Source organism: Phytoactinopolyspora halophila, from assembly GCF_003287285.1.
GTDB classification, from domain to species: Bacteria; Actinomycetota; Actinomycetes; order Jiangellales; family Jiangellaceae; genus Phytoactinopolyspora_A; species Phytoactinopolyspora_A halophila.
This window is the reverse complement of sequence record NZ_QMIG01000004.1, coordinates 14,550-32,967: the sequence shown is the minus strand read 5'-3', so window position 1 is coordinate 32,967 and position 18,418 is coordinate 14,550. Positions and strand designations below refer to the sequence as shown.

The following is an 18,418-nucleotide window of genomic DNA, read 5'->3' as shown; positions in this document are numbered from 1 at the left end:
GCGTGACGAACTGGGATGCCCGCACGTACGACCAAGAGTTCGCGTTCGTCGCGGCGTACGGCGTCGAGCTCCTGGACTGGCTGCGGCCGCAGCCCGGCGAGAAGATCATCGATCTGGGCTGCGGAACCGGCGAGCTCACCGCCCGCCTCGTCGATTCCGGCGCCGACGTCCTCGGACTGGACGCGGACCAGACGATGATCGATGCGGCGCGGCAGCGGCTGGGCGACTCGGCCGAGCTGCGCGTTGTTGACGCGCACGACTTTTCCGTCGAAGAGCCGGTGGACGCCGTCGTGTCGAACGCGGCCCTGCACTGGATGCCGGCACCGGTGGAAGTCCTTGGATGCGTCTCCGACGCCCTGCGCCCGGACGGGCGATTCGTCGCCGAGATGGGAGCTACCGGCAATGTCTCGACCATCATGACCGTAGTCGACCAGGCATGCCGCGAGTCCGGCCTGCCGGAGCGGCGCTGGCCGTGGTACTTCCCGTCGCCAGCGGAATACGCGGCGATGCTGGAAGACACCGGCCTGGAGATCCGCCAGCTCGATTTCTACGACCGGCCGACGAAGCTGACCGGGCCCGACGGCTTGCAGCGATGGCTGGAGATGTTCGCCTCGGACGTGCTGGCCGACATGTCCCCGGGGGTGCTGAACCGCGTCGTCGAGCTCGCCCGGCCCGAGCTGTGGCATGACGGCGCGTGGTGGGCCGACTACCGCCGGCTGCGTTTTCGGGCGGTGAAGCTGGCGTGAGGGCGCGTGCCGTCGCGTGGCGAGCTCGGGCGGCGGCAGGCGGATCGAGACGATAGACGGCATCGGACATCGAAAGACTCGGAGGACGAGGCACATGAGCGAGGGACGGCTGGTCTTGCTGCCCGCGGTCGATGTCGCCGACGGCCAGGCGGTACGCCTGGTACGCGGCGAGGCGGGCACGGAGACGTCGTACGGCTCCCCGCTGGAGGCGGCGCTGGCGTGGCAGGAGGCCGGAGCGGAGTGGATTCACCTCGTGGATCTCGACGCGGCTTTCGGTCGCGGCTCCAATCGCGCGCTGCTCGCGGAGGTCGTGGGCCGCCTCGACGTGCATGTCGAACTTTCCGGCGGCATCCGCGACGACGAGTCCCTCGAGCATGCGCTGAAGACGGGGTGCGCGCGGGTGAATCTCGGTACCGCCGCGCTGGAGGACCCGGACTGGACGGCGCGGGTGATCGCGAACCACGGCGAGCGCATCGCCGTCGGGCTGGACGTTCGTGGGACCACGTTGGCGGCCCGGGGCTGGACCCGGGAGGGTGGCGAGCTGTGGAACGTCCTGGAGAGGCTCGACGCGGATGGCTGCGCGCGCTACGTCGTCACCGACGTCACCAAGGATGGGACGCTGCGTGGACCGAATGTCGAGCTGTTGCGATCCGTGTGCGAGCGGACCGATCGTCCCGTCGTCGCCAGCGGTGGCGTGTCGACGCTCGACGACCTCGCCGCGCTGCGCACGCTCGTCGACGACGGCGTGGAGGGCGCGATCGTGGGCAAGGCGCTGTACTCGGGCGCGTTCACCCTCGAACAGGCGCTGAACGTCGCCGGCCACCCCACGGCCCACACCCCGCCCCCTCAACCCGCTGATCATGAACACTAGCCGGCCTCTGTGATGGGGTACGTGTTCATGATCATGGGAAGGTGAAGGTATGAGCGTTGCAGTCCGGGTCATCCCGTGCCTCGACGTGGATGCGGGACGCGTGGTGAAGGGCGTCAACTTCGTCAACCTGCGGGACGCCGGCGATCCCGTCGAGCTCGCGGCGGCCTACAACACCGAAGGTGCCGACGAGCTGACGTTCCTCGACATCACCGCATCCAGCGACGACCGCGACACCGTCTACGACGTCGTGGCCCGCACCGCGGAGGAGGTGTTCATCCCCCTCACCGTGGGCGGTGGCATCCGGTCGGTCGAGCACGTGGACCGGTTGCTGCGCGCCGGCGCCGACAAGGTCGGGGTCAACACGGGTGCGATCGAGCGTCCCGAGCTGATCGGCGAGATTGCTGACCGGTTCGGCGCGCAGGTGCTCGTGCTCTCGGTGGATGCCCGGCGCGGCGGCGACACGACGTCCGGGTTCGAGGTCACCACCCACGGCGGGCGCCGCGGGACGGGCATCGACGCGGTCGAGTGGGCGCGCCGTGCCGCCGATTCCGGTGCGGGTGAGATCCTGCTCAACTCGATGGACGCCGACGGCACCAAGGCCGGCTACGACCTCGAGATGATCATGGCCGTCCGGAACGCGGTGGGGGTCCCCATCGTCGCCAGCGGGGGAGCTGGTGCCGTGGACCATTTCTCGCCCGCCATCGACGCCGGTGCCGATGCGGTGCTCGCCGCGAGCGTGTTCCACTTCGGCGAGCTGCGGATCGGCGCGGTGAAGGAGGCACTCGCGTCCGGCGGCCACGCCGTACGCGCCGCTCCCGAATGATCATGTTTGGTACGTTTTCTCGAGCCGTAACACGTCTGTAGTCGTGTCACGGCCCGAGAAGTCCTGTTGTGGTATCCGGGAATCGTCCGGCAGTGACAATCTGTTTCACGAGCGTCGGAGGCGGTTGGTACCGTACAGGAATTCCGGGCGTTCCCACCCTTCACGCCGACTCGGCGTGAAGGGTGGGAACGCCCGGATACGGCATCTGACGAGGGCGGACACAGTGAGCGACAGGCGGCCCGAACGGCGGGCGACGCTCGGTGAGGGCATGCGCATCCTTGGCCGGGCCTTGCGGGACGAGCCCGTGGTCCTCGGTGTCGCCATCCTCGGCAGCGCCCTGTACGGACTGATGACCGTCGTCGCCGCCGAGGTGATCGGGCGGGTGACCGATCGCGTCGTCGTGCCGGCTTTCGCCGAGGGCAGGACGACGGCTGGGGCACTGGCGGTGGCCGCCACGGCCATCATCGGTGCGGCGATCTTGAAAGCGGCGGGCATCGTGCTTCGCCGGTACTACGCCGGGATGGGGCAATACCGTCTCCAGGCCTCGTATCGCAGGCAGGTCACGCGCCAGTACCTCAAGCTTCCGCTGTCGTGGCATCATCGCCACTCCGCCGGCAGGTTGCTGTCGAACGCGAACGCCGACGTGGAGGCGACATGGTGGCCTATCGCGCCGCTGCCGTTCGCGCTCGGCGTGATCGTCATGCTGGCGATCGCGCTGGTGTCGATGGTGCTGGTCGATCCATGGCTGGCACTCGTCGGGTTCCTGGTCTTCCCGACGATCCTCATGATCAATTTCGTCTACCAGCGCCGCCTCTCACCGGTGGCGACGCGCGCGCAGGCGCTGCGCGCCGACCTGTCCGGCGTGGCGCACGAGTCGTTCGACGGCGCGGCTCTGGTCAAGGCGATGGGCCGGGAGTCGGACGAGACCGAACGATTCCGCCGCGTCGCTCACCAGCTGCGTGACGCGAACGCCAGGGTGGGCCGGATCCGGGGCGCGTTCGACCCGATACTCGAGGCGTTGCCCAACCTCGCGATCCTCGTCGTGCTGTTGATCGGCTCGACGCGCATCGCCGGTGGGACTCTGGAGCCCGGGCAACTCGTTCAGGTCGCCTATCTCTTCACGCTCACCGCGTTCCCCATCCGGGCGATCGGCTTCGTGCTGGGCGAGCTTCCCCGGGCCGTCGTTGGCTGGCGCCGGGTGTCGGCGGTCCTCGACGCGACCGGGGCGCTGCCCTACGGCGAACGACGCCTCGACGGTGCCGGCAGCGCAGCACGCGTCGGCGTCGAGGACGTGAGCTTTGCGTACGAGACCGATGCCGGCGAGACCCTGCCCACGGTGGCGGAGCGCGAGCGACGCGCGGGTCGCGCGATGACCCGCCGCACCGCGGGCGAGCGCCGCGGCGATGCCAGACCGGGAGGGGAGCACGCAGCTGGACAGGCAGGAGGCGAGCGCCACGCCGGTGAGCAACGCGATGACGGTGAGCAACGCGACGGCGACGAGCGCCGAGAGAGCGACGAGCGCCGAGATGGCGACGAGCGCCGAGATGGCGAGCACCGGGTCCTGGAGGGCGTGACCCTGGACGTTCCGCCGGGGCGGACGATCGCCGTCGTCGGGCCGACGGGATCTGGAAAGTCGACGCTGGCCGGGTTGCTCGTCCGCCTGGTCGATCCCTCGGATGGTTCGGTGCTCGTGGACGGCGTCGACATCCGGTCGCTGACGCGTGGGGAGGCTGCCGACGCGGCGGCGCTGGTGTTCCAGCAGCCGTTCGTCTTCGAGGACAGCATCCGGGACAACGTCACGCTGGGCCGCGACGTACCTGACGGGGACGTCTGGGCGGCCCTGGAGCTCGCGCAGGCCGACGACTTCGTGCGCCAGGACGACGGCGGGCTGGACGCCGTGGTGGGGGAGCGGGGAACGACGCTCTCCGGGGGCCAGCGGCAGCGGCTCGCGCTGGCGCGGGCACTGGTGCGCCGGCCTCGCTTGCTGGTGCTCGACGACGCGACCAGTGCGGTGGATCCGCAGGTGGAGCGCCGGATCCTGGCCGGTTTGCGGGAGGCGGGGCTGCCGTCGACCGTCATCGTCGTGGCGTATCGCCGCGCGACGATCGCGCTCGCTGACGAGGTCGTGTACATCGAGGACGGCCGGATCGCGGGGCGTGGGAGCCATGCCGAGCTGATGGTGACGTCGCCCGGATACGAGCAGCTGCTGACGGCGTACGAGCGAGACGCGGCGGACCGGGCGGCGGACGGAGATGGAGGTACGCCATGACCCCCGTTCCGCTGATCATGAACGTAAATCGCCCTCACAGATCGACTCGCGTTCATGATCATGGAGGTGGGTGGTGAGCGTGGCATCCTCCCGGCTCGGGGAGAAGAGGTCCGACGGCGCGCTGCGCACCATCGCACGGGGCCTCGCCCTGTCTCCCGAGATGAAGCAGGGCCTGCCGCTGACGCTCGTCATCGCCATGGTCGCCACGGCGGGCCGGGTCATCGTCCCGATCGCGGTGCAGCAGACGATCGATCGCGGTTTGAACGCGCCCGGCGGGGCGGACCTGGAGTTCGTCCGGTGGATGGCCGTGGTGGCGGGGTGCGGAATCGTGATCACCATCGGTGCCACCTACCTCATGAACCGGAGGCTCTTCCGGGCCAGCGAGGCGGGTCTGGCCACCTTGCGCACCAAGGCGTTCCGGCACGTCCACGACCTGTCGGTACTCACCCAGAACACCGAGCGCCGCGGAGGGCTCGTGGCGCGCGTTACCACCGACGTCGACACGATCTCGCAGTTCGTGCAGTTCGGTGGCTTGTTCCTGCTGGTGAATATCGGCCAGTTGATCATCGCCACGGTGATCATGGCGATCTATTCGTGGCAGCTCACGCTCCTGGTGTGGCTGTGCTTCCTCCCGTTCTTCGTCGCCCTGCGCTGGTTCCAGCGCATGCTGTCCGCGGCGTTCATGGTGGTGCGCGAGCGGGTCGGCGCGATGCTGGGCGCCGTTTCCGAGTCGATCGTGGGTGCGCAGACCGTCCGCGCGTACGCGATCGAGGGCCGGACGCAGCAGCGGATCGACGAGGCGGTCGAGGCGCATCGCAGCGCCGCCACCCGGGCACATCGCCTGGCCGCGTTCACGTTCTCCACCGGGGAAGTGTTCGCCGGGATCGCCAACGCCGCCGTGGTGCTCGCCGGCGTGGGACTCGGTATCGCCGGCGACATCACCCTGGGACGGCTCCTGGCGTTCATTTTCCTCGTCACCCTCTTCGTCGCCCCCATCCAGGTTGGTACGGAGGTGCTGAGCGAGGCGCAGAACGCGATCGCCGGCTGGCGGCGCGTGCTCGGGGTACTGGACACGCCCGCCGACGTCGCAGACCCCGGCGACGCCGGCACGACGCTGCCCCACGGGCCCGTCGATGTCCGGTTCGAGGCTGTTTCGTACGCCTACCCGGATGGGCCTCGGGTGCTTCACGACGTGAACGCGGAAATCCTGCCGCGTACGAAGGTGGCCGTGGTCGGGGAGACGGGTTCGGGTAAGACGACGTTCGCCAAGCTTCTCACCCGCCTGATGGATCCGGTGTCGGGGCGGGTGGTTCTCGACGGCGTTGACCTGCGTGAGGTGCGGTTCGATTCGCTGCGCCAGCGCGTCGTGATGGTGCCGCAGGAAGGTTTCCTGTTCGACGACACGCTCGCGGCGAACCTGCGTTTCGCGCGTCCGGATGCCACCGACGACGACCTGTGGTGGGCCCTCACCGAGCTGGGTCTCGCCGAGTGGGCGGAGTCCCTACCCGGTGAGCTCGACGCGTCGGTGGGCCAGCGTGGCGAGTCGCTGTCCGCCGGTGAGCGCCAGCTCGTGGCGCTGGTGCGCGCCTACCTGGCCGATCCGGATCTTCTGGTGCTGGATGAGGCGACCAGTGCGGTCGATCCCGCGACCGAGGTGCGCCTGGCGCGAGCCCTGGAGGGGGTGTCGCGAGGGCGCACGTCGGTCACCATCGCCCACCGCCTGTCCACCGCGGAGACGGCCGACGAGGTTTTCGTGTTCGACGCCGGCCGTCTCGTCGAGCGGGGCCCACATGTGCAGCTGGTCGAGGCTGGTGGCGTGTACGCGAAGCTGCACGTGGCGTGGATCGCCCAGTCCCGGTGAGCACGACGGCCGGTTCCACGACAGCCGGTTCCACGACGGTTCGGTCGGAGGGGCGATCAAGGGATCGGTGGCGGGACGATCGAGGGACTGGTGCCTACGGGTGAGGCTAGCGGTCGGCGCCTTCGAGGCTGCCGGTGACCGTGCCGGCGGGGTCGAAGACGGTGCAGACGATGTCGCGGTCACCGTCCGCCCAGGTGTCCTGTGACGGGGCGAGATAGTTGACGTCCAGTTCCGACTCTTCGTAGGCGACGCCCACGTGCTCTTCGAACGCGGGCAGGCACTCGTCGATCACGAGTTCTTCGAGTTCCTCGTCGCCCGGCAGCTCATCTTGTTCGATCTCGGTGATGAGGAATACCTGCTGGAAATGTTCTTCGTCGCACGGATAGAGGTCGACCGTGTCCACTGAATCCTGGGCGAACTCGCCGATGCAGTCGCCTTCTTCGATGTCGAAGACGCTGATGTCTTCCTGTTGTTCCGTGACCTGGCCGGTCTCCTCGTCACGGTCGGGTTTGTCGTCACCCATCAGGTCCTCGAAAGCACTGCAACCGCTCATGATCAGCGCCGCAGCCGCCAGTGCTGCGACACCGACGATACGGGAACGCAGAGTGTTACGTATCACGAATAGCTCCTCGGTCACGTCATCATCTCAACCCAGGAACCGTATCGCAGCGGCCACGAGCATCAGCGATGCACCGGTGTCCGGCAGAATGGATGGCATGTCCAGTCTCGATCCCGCCTTGGCAGAGCGCCTGAGGCGCACCACCGATGGCCTGCTTCCGGCTATCGTCCAGCAGCACGACACCGGCTCGGTGCTGATGCTCGCGTGGATGGACGACGAAGCGCTGCACCGCACGCTCAGCACCGGCAGGGCCACGTATTGGAGCCGGAGCCGCCAGGAGCACTGGGTGAAGGGCGAGACGTCAGGTCACCGGCAGTGGGTGCGCGAGGTCAGGCTGGACTGCGATGCCGATACGATCTTGCTGAAGGTCGAGCAAGAGGGGCCGGCCTGTCATACCGGCGCGTCGACCTGTTTCGACGACGGCTTGATCGAGCCCGTGAGTACACCATCCGGAGGAATGGCATGACCGATCCCACGCCCATGATCATGAACGCTGGTCGTCACACGGAGACGACCAGCGTTCATGATCATGGGACGTTTGAGCAGCCGATCGGGCTCGACGTCGCGCCCGATATCGACACGTTCCGGAAGCTCGCCCGGGACCGCCGCGTGATCCCCGTCGTGCGCCGCCTGCTGGCCGACGCCGAAACCCCGGTCGGCATCTACCGCAAGCTGGCCGGGAACCGGCCCGGGACCTTCCTGCTGGAATCCGCAGAACACGGGGGAGTGTGGTCGCGGTACTCCTTCATCGGTGCCGATTCAGCGGCGATCCTCACCGAGCGCGACGGCGCCGCGATCTGGCACGGAAACCCACCGACCGGCCTCCCGTCGGGAGGCAACCCGTGGGAAGCCCTCGCCGGCACCCTCGAGATCCTGCGGACTTCCCACTTGCCTGGCCTGCCGCCGCTGACCGGTGGCCTGGTGGGCTTCGTCTCCTACGACGCGGTACGGCGCCTGGAACGGTTGCCGGCCAGCACCGCCGACGACCTCCGGCTGCCGGAGATGGCCTTCCTGCTCGCTACCGACATCGCCGTGGTCGACCACGACGACGGCACGGTGCTACTGGTCGCGAACGCCGTGAATTGGGACGACTCCGACGAGAGAGTGGACGAGGCGTGGTTCGACGCGGTGACCCGCCTCGACCGGATGACCGCGCAGCTGGCCGCACCCACGCCGTCGTCGGTCAACCCGTACGTGCCGGAGATGGTCCCCGAGCACCACAGCCGCACCAGCAAGGAGGATTTCCTGGCCTCCGTCGAGCGGGCCAAGGAAGAGATCTACGCCGGCGAGGCCTTCCAGGTGGTGCTGTCCCAGCGGTTCGAGGCCACCACCCAGGCCGATCCGCTGGACGTGTATCGGGTGCTGCGCCGCGACAACCCGAGCCCTTACATGTACCTGCTGCGGTTTCCCGGGCCGAACGGCGACGGGCACGACGCCTTCTCCGTCGTCGGTTCCAGCCCCGAGGCCCTGGTCAAGGTGGAGGGTGACCGGGTGATGACGCATCCCATCGCCGGGACCCGGTGGCGTGGCGAATCCCCCGAGGCCGACGCGGCGCTGGCGGCCGAACTCGTCGACGATCCCAAGGAGCGCGCCGAGCACCTGATGCTTGTCGACCTGTCCCGTAACGATCTGGGCCGGGTGTGCGCTCCGGGCACGGTCGAGGTCGTCGACTTCATGTCGGTCCGCCGCTACAGCCACGTCATGCATCTCGAGTCCACCGTGGTGGGCCGGCTCGGCGAGGAGCGCAGTGCGCTGGACGTGCTCGCGGCGTGCTTCCCGGCGGGCACGCTGTCGGGTGCGCCCAAGGTGCGCGCCATGGAGATCATCGACGAGCTCGAACCCACCCGGCGCGGCCTGTACGGCGGCGTGGTCGGGTATCTGGACTTCGCCGGCGACCTCGATGTCGCCATCGCCATCCGGACCGCGCTGATTCGCGACGGCGTCGCCTACGTCCAGGCGGGTTCGGGCGTGGTGGCCGATTCCAACCCCGAGGCCGAGTGGACGGAATCGCGGAACAAGGCGGCGTCGGCGTTGCGCGCGGTCGCGATCGCCGATGCCATGCGCCCCGTCGCCGAACGCCGAGAACATGAGAGCCCGTGAGACCCGGATGGAGAACGCGGTGACGGACCTGGCTGCGAGGCATCGGCGAGCGGCCCGCAGGGAGTGCCTGGCAACGCTCGGCGCGCTCGTCCTCGGCTCGGGGACGGGGCTGTGGGGAGCCACGCGCACCTGGGCGACGGCCGAGGTTCCGGCGACGTTGATGCGCACGACGGTCGAGGTGACCGGCAGCGATCTCGTCCCGCTCGCGTCGGCCGTGTGCCTGGTCGGGCTCGCGGCTGTCGTGCTGGTGCCGGCCGTGCGGCGGATGGGCCGGCGGATCGTGGGTGCCGTGCTCGCGCTGCTGGGGTCCGTGCTGCTGGTCAACGTGCTGGTCGTCGCCGCCGATGTGGACGGCCGGGCGGCGCGCTGGATCGAGCGCGGAGGCGAGGGATCCGGTCCGGTGGACACGCTCTCCACCTCGCCCGGGTGGGTCGTCCCGACGGCGGCGGGTGCGGCCTTGATGGTGGCAGCCGGCGTGCTCGTGGCGCTGCGCGGTCACCGCTGGCCGGCCATGGGCCGCCGGTATGAACGGACCGGCCGTACCGGACGTACTGGACGTGCGGGCCGGACGGATCAGATGGATCGGATGGATCGGACTGACCAGGCGGGCCGGGCGGACGGGTCGGGTAATGCGGACCGGGCGGACCACGCCAGTCACCCCGATCGTCGCGCCCAGCTCGGCGGCGGGCAGGCGGTTACTGAGGGTGACGGTGAGGCCGGCAGTTCGGCGGCCGTCTGGGATGCGTTGGACCGAGGTGACGACCCGACAGCGTGAACTCGCGCGCATCCGGCACAATAGTCATATCGAGATTCTCAGCACGGTGCGTAAGCGACGAACGTAGACGAACACGGATACTGCCCGCAGGTATCTAGCTCGCAAGGAGACGAGATGGCGTACAACAGCCACGGCCATACCCCGGCGGCCTGGACGGCCGTCATCATGATCGTGGCCGGGTTCGTGGTCGGTGGTATCGGCGTCATGATGCTGAACTGGCAGGTGTTCTGGTTCGGAGGCGTCGGGCTCATCGTCCTCGGTGGCATCGCCGGCAAGGTGCTGCAGATGATGGGATTCGGCCAGCACGAGCGGATGAGCTCGAAAGAGCAGTCACCCGAGTCGGTCCCGGCGGGTTCCGAGGGCAGAGACGGCTAGTCATGAGTAGCGGCGCCGGTGGCCGAGCGGCGAGCCGACCTGGTGAAGGCGGATCGTCGGTCTCGGTTGCTGGAGTCACGCTCGATGTCGCCAGACGCACGGCCGTGCTGCCGGCGGCGGGTCGCTCGATCTCGCTGACCCCGGTCCAGGCGGCGGTTCTGGGATACCTGATGCACCGTCCAGGACGGATTTGTACCCGCACGGAGCTGATGTGCGAGGCACTGGGTTACCCGAACCCGATCGGTTCACGCACGGTCGACGTCCACATCGCGTCGTTGCGTACCAAACTGGGTGGAGCGCTGGAAATCCACGCGGTCCGGGGTGTCGGATACGCGCTGGATCCGCCGCGTGTCCCGCATTCGTCCGTCTCGCCGCGGAGTGACGAGGTGCCATGAAGTCACCGAACGTTCAGCGCTGGCCACCGAATCGTCGTGTGCTCGATGCGCGACGCGATCCACACAGGGGGCCGCGGCAGGACGCGTCAGGACGCGTGGCTACTCTGGATCGGTTGAGTCCCCCCACATTAGTTGTCATATGCACACAATCACAGGGCGGAGAGCAAGCGTGAGCGTACTCGAGGAGATCCTCGACGGTGTCCGCGCCGATCTTGCCGCGCGCCAGGAACGGATCCCACTGGGCAATCTGAAGGAGCTGGCGTCGAAGCAGCCGCCGGCGCGTGACGTGACGCCACTGTTGCGTTCTCCCGGAGTCTCGATCCTTGCTGAGGTAAAACGGTCGAGCCCGTCGAAAGGTTCCCTGGCGGATATCTCGGATCCCGCGGCACTCGCCGTCGATTACGAATCCGGTGGTGCGGTCGCTATCAGCGTGCTAACTGAAGGCCAGCGCTTCAACGGTTCGCTCGACGATCTTCGCGCGGTCCGCGCGGCCGTCGATGTTCCCATCCTGCGCAAGGACTTCATCATCACCAGTTACCAGCTCTGGGAGGCGCGCGCGCACGGCGCCGACGTCGCGTTACTCATCGTGGCCGCTCTCGAGCAGAACGCGCTCGTGAGCCTGATCGAGCGGGCGGAGTCGATCGGCCTGACCACTCTCGTCGAGGCGCATACCGCGGACGAGGTCCACCGTGCCGTCGACGCGGGTGCGCGCATCATCGGCATCAACGCGCGCGATCTGAACACGCTCGAGGTCGACACGTCGACGTTCCACCGGCTCGCCTCGCTGGTGCCGGACGGAGTCGTGCGTATCGCCGAGTCGGGCGTGCGGGGCCCGCACGACGTCATCGAACTGGGCCAGGACGGTGCCGACGCGGTGCTCGTTGGCGAGAGCCTGGTGACGGGCAAGGAACCGCGTAGTGCGGTGGCCGACCTCGTGGCGGCTGGCGCGCATCCGGCGCTGAACAACCGTTCGCAGTAGGAGCCGCCGGTCACCGGCGGTCCATCTCGCGCCAACTGCGCTGCAAGCCGGGCAGGATGGTGGTGACGAGGTAGGCGATGCCCAGGATGATCAAGGCGGGCGACAGCCCGACCGCCGCGGTGATCGCGCCCCCGGCGAGCCCGCCGAACGGGACGCCGGCCCAGGCGAGGGACGTGCCCAGCGCGCTCACCCGGCCGACGAGATCGGCCGGGATCCGCGCGAAGATCACTGCGCCCAGGATCGGATTGATGAAACCCGCGGCGAAGCCCGAAACGACGTAGACGGAAACGATGGTGCTCAACGGCACGTCGAGCACGAGAACGATGAACCGGGGCGCGCCGGCGATCAGGAAACTGGCCAGGTACGTCGCACGACGTGGCATGCGGTGCCCGATGGCCGCCGCGAGCATGCTCGCCGCTACCGCAGCGGCGCCGAACGCCGCCGCCAGCAGGCCGATCTCCGCGGGTCCCCGCCCGGAGCTGTGCGCCCAGACCGGGAGCAGCACGGAGAACGTGGCCGCATCCAGCAGGTTGGTGATACTGGTCATCATGTAGATCGCGCGTAGCAGGCGATCGCGCCAGATGAAACTGGCGCCTTCCCGGAACTGGCCGAGGTAGCCACCCGCGACGCGAGTATGCGGTCCGTACCGGGACGGCGCCGTGGCCATCACGATCACCGCTGCGAACACGAACGTCACGGCGTTCACGGCGAGTGCGGGGGCGGCGCCCAGAAAGGCGACGACGCTTCCGGCTGCGGCCGCGCCGATAGTGCTGGCGAGCCGCTCGATCGTCCCGGTCAGCCCGGTGACTCGTTCGAGGGGTACCTGGGCCCGCTCGGCGACTGCCGGGATCATCGCGGATTTGGCGCCGTCGGCCGGACCGCTGGCCATCCCGACCAGCGCCACCAGCACCAGGAACGTGCCGAATGGCAGCGCGTCGGCGGCGTGCAGGACGGGGATCAGGCCGATCGCCGCCGCGCCGGCAATCTCGGCGACGATGGTGACCCGCCGGGGTCCGAGGCGATCCACCACCGGGCCGGCCAGGGCCTTGGCGAGCACGTATGGCGTCATCTGGGCGAAGGCCGCCAGGCCCGTGTTGACGGCATCACCGGTGCTGGTGATGACGTACCAGGGCAGCGCGATCATCGACAGGCGGGTGCCGGCGAGCGAGACGATGTTCGCGGCCAGCAAGCCGTACAGGCTGCGCGGTTCGCGCGGTTCGCGCGGTTCGCGCCCGGCGTGCCCCGCGCCCTCCGGGTCGCTCATCCGGTCTCCTCGGGCGGTTCGGCGTCGGCGAGCTTGCTCGCGTCCGGAAACACCTGGAGCTGGAGGGTGACCGGCGTGGCATCGGCAGGGGCGGGCGACGGATGGTCCGGATCGTGCCGCCGGTAGCGGGCCATGACCTCGAACAGCTCGGACACCAGCCGCGTGGACTCGTCCGGTGTCAGCATCAACATGGTGTCGCTGAGCGTGCCGGCGTCCCGCCATTCGGGCGGCAGGGTGGCGTACTCGTCGATGGCTCGCTGGATCTTCTCGGAGTAGATCTGCCCGATTGCCCGGACGAATGCCTCGCCGGTCTCGTCGCCGGTCAGGGCGTTGCGGTCGAAGTAGGTGGACCGGTGAGCGGCGCGCCACCACCGCTCCCGCGTGGTGCCGCGGCCCGAATCCTCCACGATGAACCCGTATGCCGCGAGCTGGCGCAGGTGGTAACTGGTCGCGCCGGTGTTCAACCCGAGCTGCCGGGCCAGGCTCGTTGCCGTAGCGGGGCCATCGGTTCGAAGGAGTCCCAGCATCTTGAGGCGGATCGGATGCGCCAAGCCACGGACCGAGAGGGCATCCAGGCGCACCGCGCGCTCGTCGTCGTCCAGCGGAGGCCCTTGGGGCGTGTCGTCCATGATGCAAAGGTATATTTGCAAACGAGTCTTTGCAAGTTGCGCAAACCCGCGTGGTGGACGTGCACGGGCGCAGGCTAGGGTCAGGCCAAGGTTCGTCGTCGGCGCGCGCCGCGCCGGCGACGAGCGGGAGGGGCGCACGCCCGCCGGTGTCGACGCACGCATCTTCGAGGAGCACGAGGTGACCGAGGAGCACGAGGTGACCGAGCGACCCGAGCGGCCATCCGAGAGACCGGGTCGGTTCGGTCCCTATGGGGGCCGCTACGTACCCGAGGCACTGGTCGCCGCCCTGGACGAGCTCGATCGCGAGTATCAGGCAGCCGCCGCGGATCCGGCATTCGGGGCCGAGCTCGACGGCCTGCTGAAGTCGTACAGCGGCCGCCCCACGCCACTCACCGACGCGACGCGCTTCAGCGCGGAGGCCGCATCCGGCGCGCGGATCCTGCTCAAGCGCGAGGATCTCAACCACACCGGCTCACACAAGATCAACAATGTGCTCGGCCAGGCACTGCTGACCAAGCGGATCGGCAAGACCCGCGTGATCGCGGAGACCGGGGCCGGCCAGCACGGCGTCGCCACGGCGACGGCGGCCGCGCTCATGGGCCTCGAATGCGTGATCTACATGGGCGAGGAGGACACCCGCCGGCAGGCGCTCAACGTCGCCCGCATGGAGCTGCTCGGCGCGCGTGTCGTCCCGGTCTCCACGGGATCGCGCACCCTCAAGGACGCCATCAACGAGGCCATGCGTGACTGGGTGACCAACGTCGAGACCACCAACTACGTCTTCGGCACGGTCGCCGGCCCGCACCCGTTCCCGACCCTGGTCCGCGACCTGCAGCGCGTCATCGGTGTCGAGGCGCGCCAGCAGGTCCAGGAGCTCACCGGGAAGCTACCCGACGCCGTGGCAGCGTGCGTCGGCGGCGGATCGAACGCCATCGGCATCTTCCACGCCTTCATCGACGACACCGAGGTCGGGCTGTATGGATTCGAAGCCGGCGGGGACGGCGTCGAGACCGGCCGGCATGCCTCGACCATCTCCTCCGGGGCACCCGGGGTGCTGCACGGCGCCCGCTCGTACCTGCTGCAGGATGAGCACGGGCAGACCATCGAATCGCATTCCATCTCGGCAGGTCTGGACTATCCCGGCGTCGGCCCCGAGCATTCCTGGCTCAACGACAGTGGCCGCGCGGTGTACGAGCCCGTGGACGACGCCGCCGCGATGGAGGCGTTCCAGCTGCTCAGCCGCACCGAAGGCATCATTCCCGCGATCGAGAGCGCGCACGCGCTCGCCGGGGCACGCCTGCTGGGAGCCAAGCTGGGCCCGGGCGCCGTCATCGTGGTCAATCTTTCCGGGCGCGGGGACAAGGATCTCGACACCGCAGCGCGGTGGTTCGGGTTGCTCGATCCGGACGCGCAGGAAGGAACGTAGCGAAGTGAGGACGACGTGAAGACATCGACAGCGTTCGCGAAGGCGCACGCGGAGGGGCGTGCGGCCCTGGTCGGCTACCTGCCGGCGGGCTACCCGTCCGTCGACGGCGGGATCCAGGCGCTCACGGCCATGGTCGAGGCCGGCGTCGACGTCGTCGAGGTGGGCCTTCCCTACAGCGACCCACTCATGGACGGGCCGGTGATCCAGGATGCCGTGGACGCCGCGCTGCGGGGCGGCACCCGGACGCCGGAGGTGCTGCGCACGGTCGAGGCCGTCGCGTCGACGGGTGCGGCAGTACTCGTGATGTCGTACTGGAACCCGATCGACCGGTATGGCGCAGAGCGATTCGCCTGCGATCTCCAGTCGGCCGGGGGATCGGGGGCCATCACCCCGGATCTGATTCCCGACGACGCGCAGGAGTGGCTGCCGGTGGCTCGGGCCCGCGAGCTCGACACCGTCTTTCTCGTGGCGCCGTCGTCGACGGACGAGCGGATCGCGCTGACGACGCGGGAGTGCCGGGGGTTCGTTTACGCCGCCTCGACCATGGGCGTGACCGGTACCCGTGGGCAGGTAGGAAACGCCGCTGCGGGGCTGGTCACCCGGACACGCGCGACGACCGACCTGCCGATTGCGGTGGGCCTCGGCGTTTCCAGCGGGGACCAGGCCGCCGAGGTCGCCAGCTTCGCCGATGGCGTCATCGTGGGGTCGGCGTTCGTGCGCCGCCTGATGGACGCCGACGATGCGGCGAGCGGCGTGCGCGCGGCCGCGAGCCTGGCCGCAGAGCTCGCTGACGGCGTGCGGCGCGCGACGCCGTGAGCGGTCGACGGGAGCCCGATCTCGGGGCCAAAGGGTAATCAATCTGTGATTGCCGCGATGGTGCCGGGAACTCGTCCCTGCCCTGCAGAAGTTGTACCGTCGTCGACGGCTAGTTGTGAACGGCTTGCCCCGCGGCGTCGTCGGTAGATGTGCACGGTTCGAGGTCATTCGAAAGAGGCAGCGATGAGCAATAAGAAGGCGGAGGCCCGAGAGCGCGTCAAGGCGATGCGCGAGGAGCAGGCACGCAAGGAGCGCGCCAGAGAGCGCATGATGCGGTTCGGAATCGCGGGCGCCGTCCTGGTCGCTGTCGCGATCATCGCGGTCGCGGTCATCAGCACGCGGGGAGACGACGGCGATAGCACGGCGAGCGGGAACTCCGCGGTGCCGACGGCGGCAACCGGCGAGTACGACGGGATCATGCTGGGGAACGAGGATGCCCCCGTCACGGTCGAGTACTGGATGGACTTCCTCTGCCCGGCATGTCAATCGTTCGAACAGAACAGCGGGCCCGTCCTCAAGCAGTTCATCGAGTCCGGCGACGTGCAGCTCATCGCCCACCCGATCACCTTCACCGGCGGTGTCTACTCTGCACGGGCCAGCAACGCCTTCGCCTGTGCCGCCGAAGAGGGCATGGGCTCCGAGTTCAAGACGGCGGCGTACTCTGGGGATTCGTTGCCCCAGTGGACCGACAACCAGCTCGCCGACTTCGGGGCAGACCTCGGGATCGAGGGCGAGTACGAGGAGTGCGTGGACGATGGCACGTACTCGGACTGGGCAACGTCGATGACCGACAAGGCACGTGAAGCCGGGATCGAGGGCACGCCCACCGTCATCATCAACGGCGAGGTCCTCCAGGAATGGCAGTCGCCGCAGGCGTTGCAGTCGGCCATCGAGGCCGAGCTCGACGGCGGCGATGGCGGCTCCGGCGACGGCGAGGAAGCCGGCGATGAGGGCGCCGAGGACGACGGCGCCGACGAGCCGGGCAACGAGGAGGACGGCGATGCCGGCGCGGATGATGACTAGTCGCGCTCGTACGGGTACCGTCGCCTCGTGACCATGATCATGGCGAATATCGCACCGACCACGCTGCCTGCCTCGATCCCGAGCCCGGACGAGGGAGTGTGGCACATCGGGCCCTTCCCGCTGCGGGCGTACGCGCTGGCCATCATCGCCGGGATCGTCGTGGCGATCTGGCTGGGCAGCCGCCGGTGGCAGGCGCGCGGAGGCAGCGCGGGAACGGTGTCCGACATCGCCATCTGGGCCGTGCCGTTCGGCATCGTCGGCGCGCGCATCTACCACGTCATCACCGACAACCAGCTGTACTTCGGCGAGGGTCGCGATCCGTGGCGGGCGCTGCAGATCTGGGAAGGTGGTATCGGCATCTGGGGGGCCATCGCCGGTGGTGCGCTGGGCGTGTGGATCGCCTGCCGCCGGCGCGGCATCCCGATGCCGGCCATGGCCGACGCCCTGGCTCCGGGCATCCTGCTCGCCCAGGCGATTGGCCGGTGGGGCAACTGGTTTAACCAGGAGCTCTTCGGCCGCCCCACGGACCTGCCGTGGGGGTTGGAGATCGACCCCGGCAACCGCCCGGCCGCCTACGCCAACGCTGAGACGTTCCATCCAACCTTCCTGTACGAGTCGTTGTGGGCGGTTGCGGTCGCGCTGTTCCTTCTCTGGGCCGACCGCCGGTTCCAGCTCGGGCACGGCCGGGTGCTGGCGCTGTACGTCGCCGGCTACACGCTCGGCCGCGGGTTCTTCGAGTACCTGCGGGTCGACCCGGCCAACGAGATCTTCGGGCTCCGCGTCAACATGTGGGTCTCCGGCCTGCTCTTCATCGCGGCCATCGTGTACTTCGTCCTCTCGGCACGGCTGCGGCCCGGGCGCGAGGCGCCGGAGACGGTGGCTGGAACGCCTGCTGGCGCGGAAGCGGAGGAGGAAGCGCAGGAGAAGGTCGTCGCGGGGACGGCGAGCGAGACTGCCGATACCGGGGCGGCTGGTGATGCCAGCGGCGAGACGGCCGGTGACCTCGATAGCGAACCCGGCAGCGTGGCCGGTGACGACGGCGGTGCTGGCGGAGACGGGGAGGACGCTGGAGGCAGCGGCGACACCGGCGGAGAGCCGGAACGGACGTGAGATGCGCCACGGCGGTGTCCGTTGCCGTTCCCGGTACGGTGACGGATGCGGACGTCACGGTGACGGCGGCGGGGTCGCCGCCGTCCGGTGAGCGGCTTGTCGCATATCCATAAACGTGTCACGTGCGGTAAGGTTGCAAGACGCAATATCGAGCACGCGGCCGGGATGTGCCATTTTCGGTGGTGTCGCTGGTATTGCGTACGGCACAGGCGCCGTTCGGGGTGGACCCGGTATGTCCACATATGCTGAGACAGCACAACGTGATCTTGTGCTCGTGATGTAATCTCCTCCAAACTCTCGAAGAGAGTTGTCTGGGCCAGCGCTGTCCCACCCGCTG

General features: G+C 68.9%; 18 protein-coding genes. 15 read left to right on the top strand and 3 right to left on the bottom strand.

Annotated features, from left to right (window positions below; genetic code table 11):
- The first annotated feature begins 2 nt into the window (after nt 1-2).
- The 5 genes from DPM12_RS06780 to DPM12_RS06755 all read left to right on the top strand — a co-directional run bounded on the left by DPM12_RS06780 (nt 3) and on the right by DPM12_RS06755 (nt 6,570).
- On the top strand, nt 3-746 hold the full coding sequence (locus tag DPM12_RS06780; RefSeq protein ID WP_112257711.1) for a class I SAM-dependent methyltransferase: 744 nt from the start codon (nt 3-5) through the stop codon (nt 744-746).
- Between the two features lie 94 nt (nt 747-840).
- Entirely contained in the window at nt 841-1,617 is a 777-nt protein-coding gene (gene priA, locus DPM12_RS06775; RefSeq protein ID WP_112257550.1) for a bifunctional 1-(5-phosphoribosyl)-5-((5-phosphoribosylamino)methylideneamino)imidazole-4-carboxamide isomerase/phosphoribosylanthranilate isomerase PriA, read from the top strand.
- 49 nt (nt 1,618-1,666) lie between these two features.
- Nucleotides 1,667-2,440, top strand: a complete 774-nt coding sequence (gene hisF, locus DPM12_RS06770) for an imidazole glycerol phosphate synthase subunit HisF (protein WP_112257549.1) — start codon at nt 1,667-1,669, stop codon at nt 2,438-2,440.
- A gap of 268 nt (nt 2,441-2,708) precedes the next feature.
- Nucleotides 2,709-4,709 carry an ABC transporter ATP-binding protein gene (locus tag DPM12_RS23550; RefSeq protein ID WP_425467577.1) on the top strand — a complete coding sequence of 667 codons (2,001 nt, stop codon included), beginning with the start codon at nt 2,709-2,711 and terminating at the stop codon, nt 4,707-4,709.
- A gap of 73 nt (nt 4,710-4,782) precedes the next feature.
- Complete coding sequence (locus DPM12_RS06755) at nt 4,783-6,570, top strand: ABC transporter ATP-binding protein (protein WP_211658554.1); 1,788 nt, start codon at nt 4,783-4,785, stop codon at nt 6,568-6,570.
- 106 nt (nt 6,571-6,676) lie between these two features.
- Here DPM12_RS06755 and DPM12_RS06750 read toward each other — a convergent pair whose 3' ends face one another.
- Nucleotides 6,677-7,189, bottom strand: coding sequence for a septum formation family protein (locus tag DPM12_RS06750; protein ID WP_123788435.1), 513 nt, complete (start codon nt 7,187-7,189; stop codon nt 6,677-6,679).
- 97 nt (nt 7,190-7,286) lie between these two features.
- On the opposite strand from DPM12_RS06750, the gene hisI reads away from it, so the two are divergent.
- From hisI to trpC, 6 genes are all read left to right on the top strand, one after another.
- Nucleotides 7,287-7,655: a phosphoribosyl-AMP cyclohydrolase gene (hisI, locus tag DPM12_RS06745; protein WP_112257708.1), complete on the top strand. Its 369-nt coding sequence runs from the start codon at nt 7,287-7,289 to the stop codon at nt 7,653-7,655.
- Nucleotides 7,656-7,675: 20 nt separating this feature from the next.
- A complete protein-coding gene (locus DPM12_RS06740; RefSeq protein WP_112257707.1) occupies nt 7,676-9,289 on the top strand; it encodes an anthranilate synthase component I in 1,614 nt (537 codons plus the stop codon).
- A 19-nt stretch (nt 9,290-9,308) separates the two neighbouring features.
- Nucleotides 9,309-10,064 carry a Trp biosynthesis-associated membrane protein gene (locus DPM12_RS06735; protein ID WP_158542797.1) on the top strand — a complete coding sequence of 252 codons (756 nt, stop codon included), beginning with the start codon at nt 9,309-9,311 and terminating at the stop codon, nt 10,062-10,064.
- 114 nt (nt 10,065-10,178) lie between these two features.
- Entirely contained in the window at nt 10,179-10,439 is a 261-nt protein-coding gene (locus DPM12_RS06730; protein WP_211658552.1) for an HGxxPAAW family protein, read from the top strand.
- A 2-nt stretch (nt 10,440-10,441) separates the two neighbouring features.
- The gene (locus DPM12_RS06725) at nt 10,442-10,834 is read left to right on the top strand and encodes a winged helix-turn-helix domain-containing protein (protein WP_112257546.1); all 393 of its coding nucleotides are present in this window, start codon (nt 10,442-10,444) and stop codon (nt 10,832-10,834) included.
- Nucleotides 10,835-11,003: 169 nt separating this feature from the next.
- Nucleotides 11,004-11,813, top strand: a complete 810-nt coding sequence (trpC, locus tag DPM12_RS06720; protein ID WP_112257545.1) for an indole-3-glycerol phosphate synthase TrpC — start codon at nt 11,004-11,006, stop codon at nt 11,811-11,813.
- A gap of 10 nt (nt 11,814-11,823) precedes the next feature.
- On the opposite strand, the gene DPM12_RS06715 is transcribed toward trpC, so the two are convergent.
- Entirely contained in the window at nt 11,824-13,077 is a 1,254-nt protein-coding gene (locus tag DPM12_RS06715) for an MFS transporter (protein WP_112257544.1), read from the bottom strand.
- Nucleotides 13,074-13,706, bottom strand: coding sequence for an ArsR/SmtB family transcription factor (locus DPM12_RS06710; protein ID WP_112257543.1), 633 nt, complete (start codon nt 13,704-13,706; stop codon nt 13,074-13,076). Before DPM12_RS06710 ends, DPM12_RS06715 begins: the two co-directional genes overlap by 4 nt.
- A 178-nt stretch (nt 13,707-13,884) precedes the next feature.
- On the opposite strand from DPM12_RS06710, the gene trpB reads away from it, so the two are divergent.
- The 4 genes from trpB (at nt 13,885) to lgt (ending at nt 18,081) form a co-directional block, all read left to right on the top strand.
- Nucleotides 13,885-15,132, top strand: a complete 1,248-nt coding sequence (trpB, locus tag DPM12_RS06705) for a tryptophan synthase subunit beta (protein ID WP_245951218.1) — start codon at nt 13,885-13,887, stop codon at nt 15,130-15,132.
- A 15-nt stretch (nt 15,133-15,147) separates the two neighbouring features.
- The gene (trpA, locus tag DPM12_RS06700) at nt 15,148-15,948 is read left to right on the top strand and encodes a tryptophan synthase subunit alpha (protein WP_112257541.1); all 801 of its coding nucleotides are present in this window, start codon (nt 15,148-15,150) and stop codon (nt 15,946-15,948) included.
- A 183-nt stretch (nt 15,949-16,131) separates the two neighbouring features.
- Nucleotides 16,132-16,971 carry a thioredoxin domain-containing protein gene (locus DPM12_RS06695; protein ID WP_158542795.1) on the top strand — a complete coding sequence of 280 codons (840 nt, stop codon included), beginning with the start codon at nt 16,132-16,134 and terminating at the stop codon, nt 16,969-16,971.
- Nucleotides 16,972-17,004: 33 nt separating this feature from the next.
- A complete protein-coding gene (lgt, locus tag DPM12_RS06690; protein WP_245951226.1) occupies nt 17,005-18,081 on the top strand; it encodes a prolipoprotein diacylglyceryl transferase in 1,077 nt (358 codons plus the stop codon).
- Nucleotides 18,082-18,418: the final 337 nt, after the last annotated feature.

Bases quoted from the DNA above. Each gene is read 5' to 3' on its own strand.
- priA (WP_112257550.1), top strand. From the start codon at position 841: ATGAGCGAGGGACGGCTGGTCTTGCTGCCCGCGGTCGATGTCGCCGAC.
- hisF (WP_112257549.1), top strand. From the start codon at position 1,667: ATGAGCGTTGCAGTCCGGGTCATCCCGTGCCTCGACGTGGATGCGGGA.
- DPM12_RS23550 (WP_425467577.1), top strand. From the start codon at position 2,709: ATGCGCATCCTTGGCCGGGCCTTGCGGGACGAGCCCGTGGTCCTCGGT.
- hisI (WP_112257708.1), top strand. From the start codon at position 7,287: ATGTCCAGTCTCGATCCCGCCTTGGCAGAGCGCCTGAGGCGCACCACC.
- DPM12_RS06740 (WP_112257707.1), top strand. From the start codon at position 7,676: ATGAACGCTGGTCGTCACACGGAGACGACCAGCGTTCATGATCATGGG.
- DPM12_RS06730 (WP_211658552.1), top strand. From the start codon at position 10,179: ATGGCGTACAACAGCCACGGCCATACCCCGGCGGCCTGGACGGCCGTC.
- DPM12_RS06725 (WP_112257546.1), top strand. From the start codon at position 10,442: ATGAGTAGCGGCGCCGGTGGCCGAGCGGCGAGCCGACCTGGTGAAGGC.
- DPM12_RS06715 (WP_112257544.1), bottom strand. From the start codon at position 13,077: ATGAGCGACCCGGAGGGCGCGGGGCACGCCGGGCGCGAACCGCGCGAA.
- DPM12_RS06710 (WP_112257543.1), bottom strand. From the start codon at position 13,706: ATGGACGACACGCCCCAAGGGCCTCCGCTGGACGACGACGAGCGCGCG.
- DPM12_RS06695 (WP_158542795.1), top strand. From the start codon at position 16,132: ATGAGCAATAAGAAGGCGGAGGCCCGAGAGCGCGTCAAGGCGATGCGC.
- lgt (WP_245951226.1), top strand. From the start codon at position 17,005: ATGATCATGGCGAATATCGCACCGACCACGCTGCCTGCCTCGATCCCG.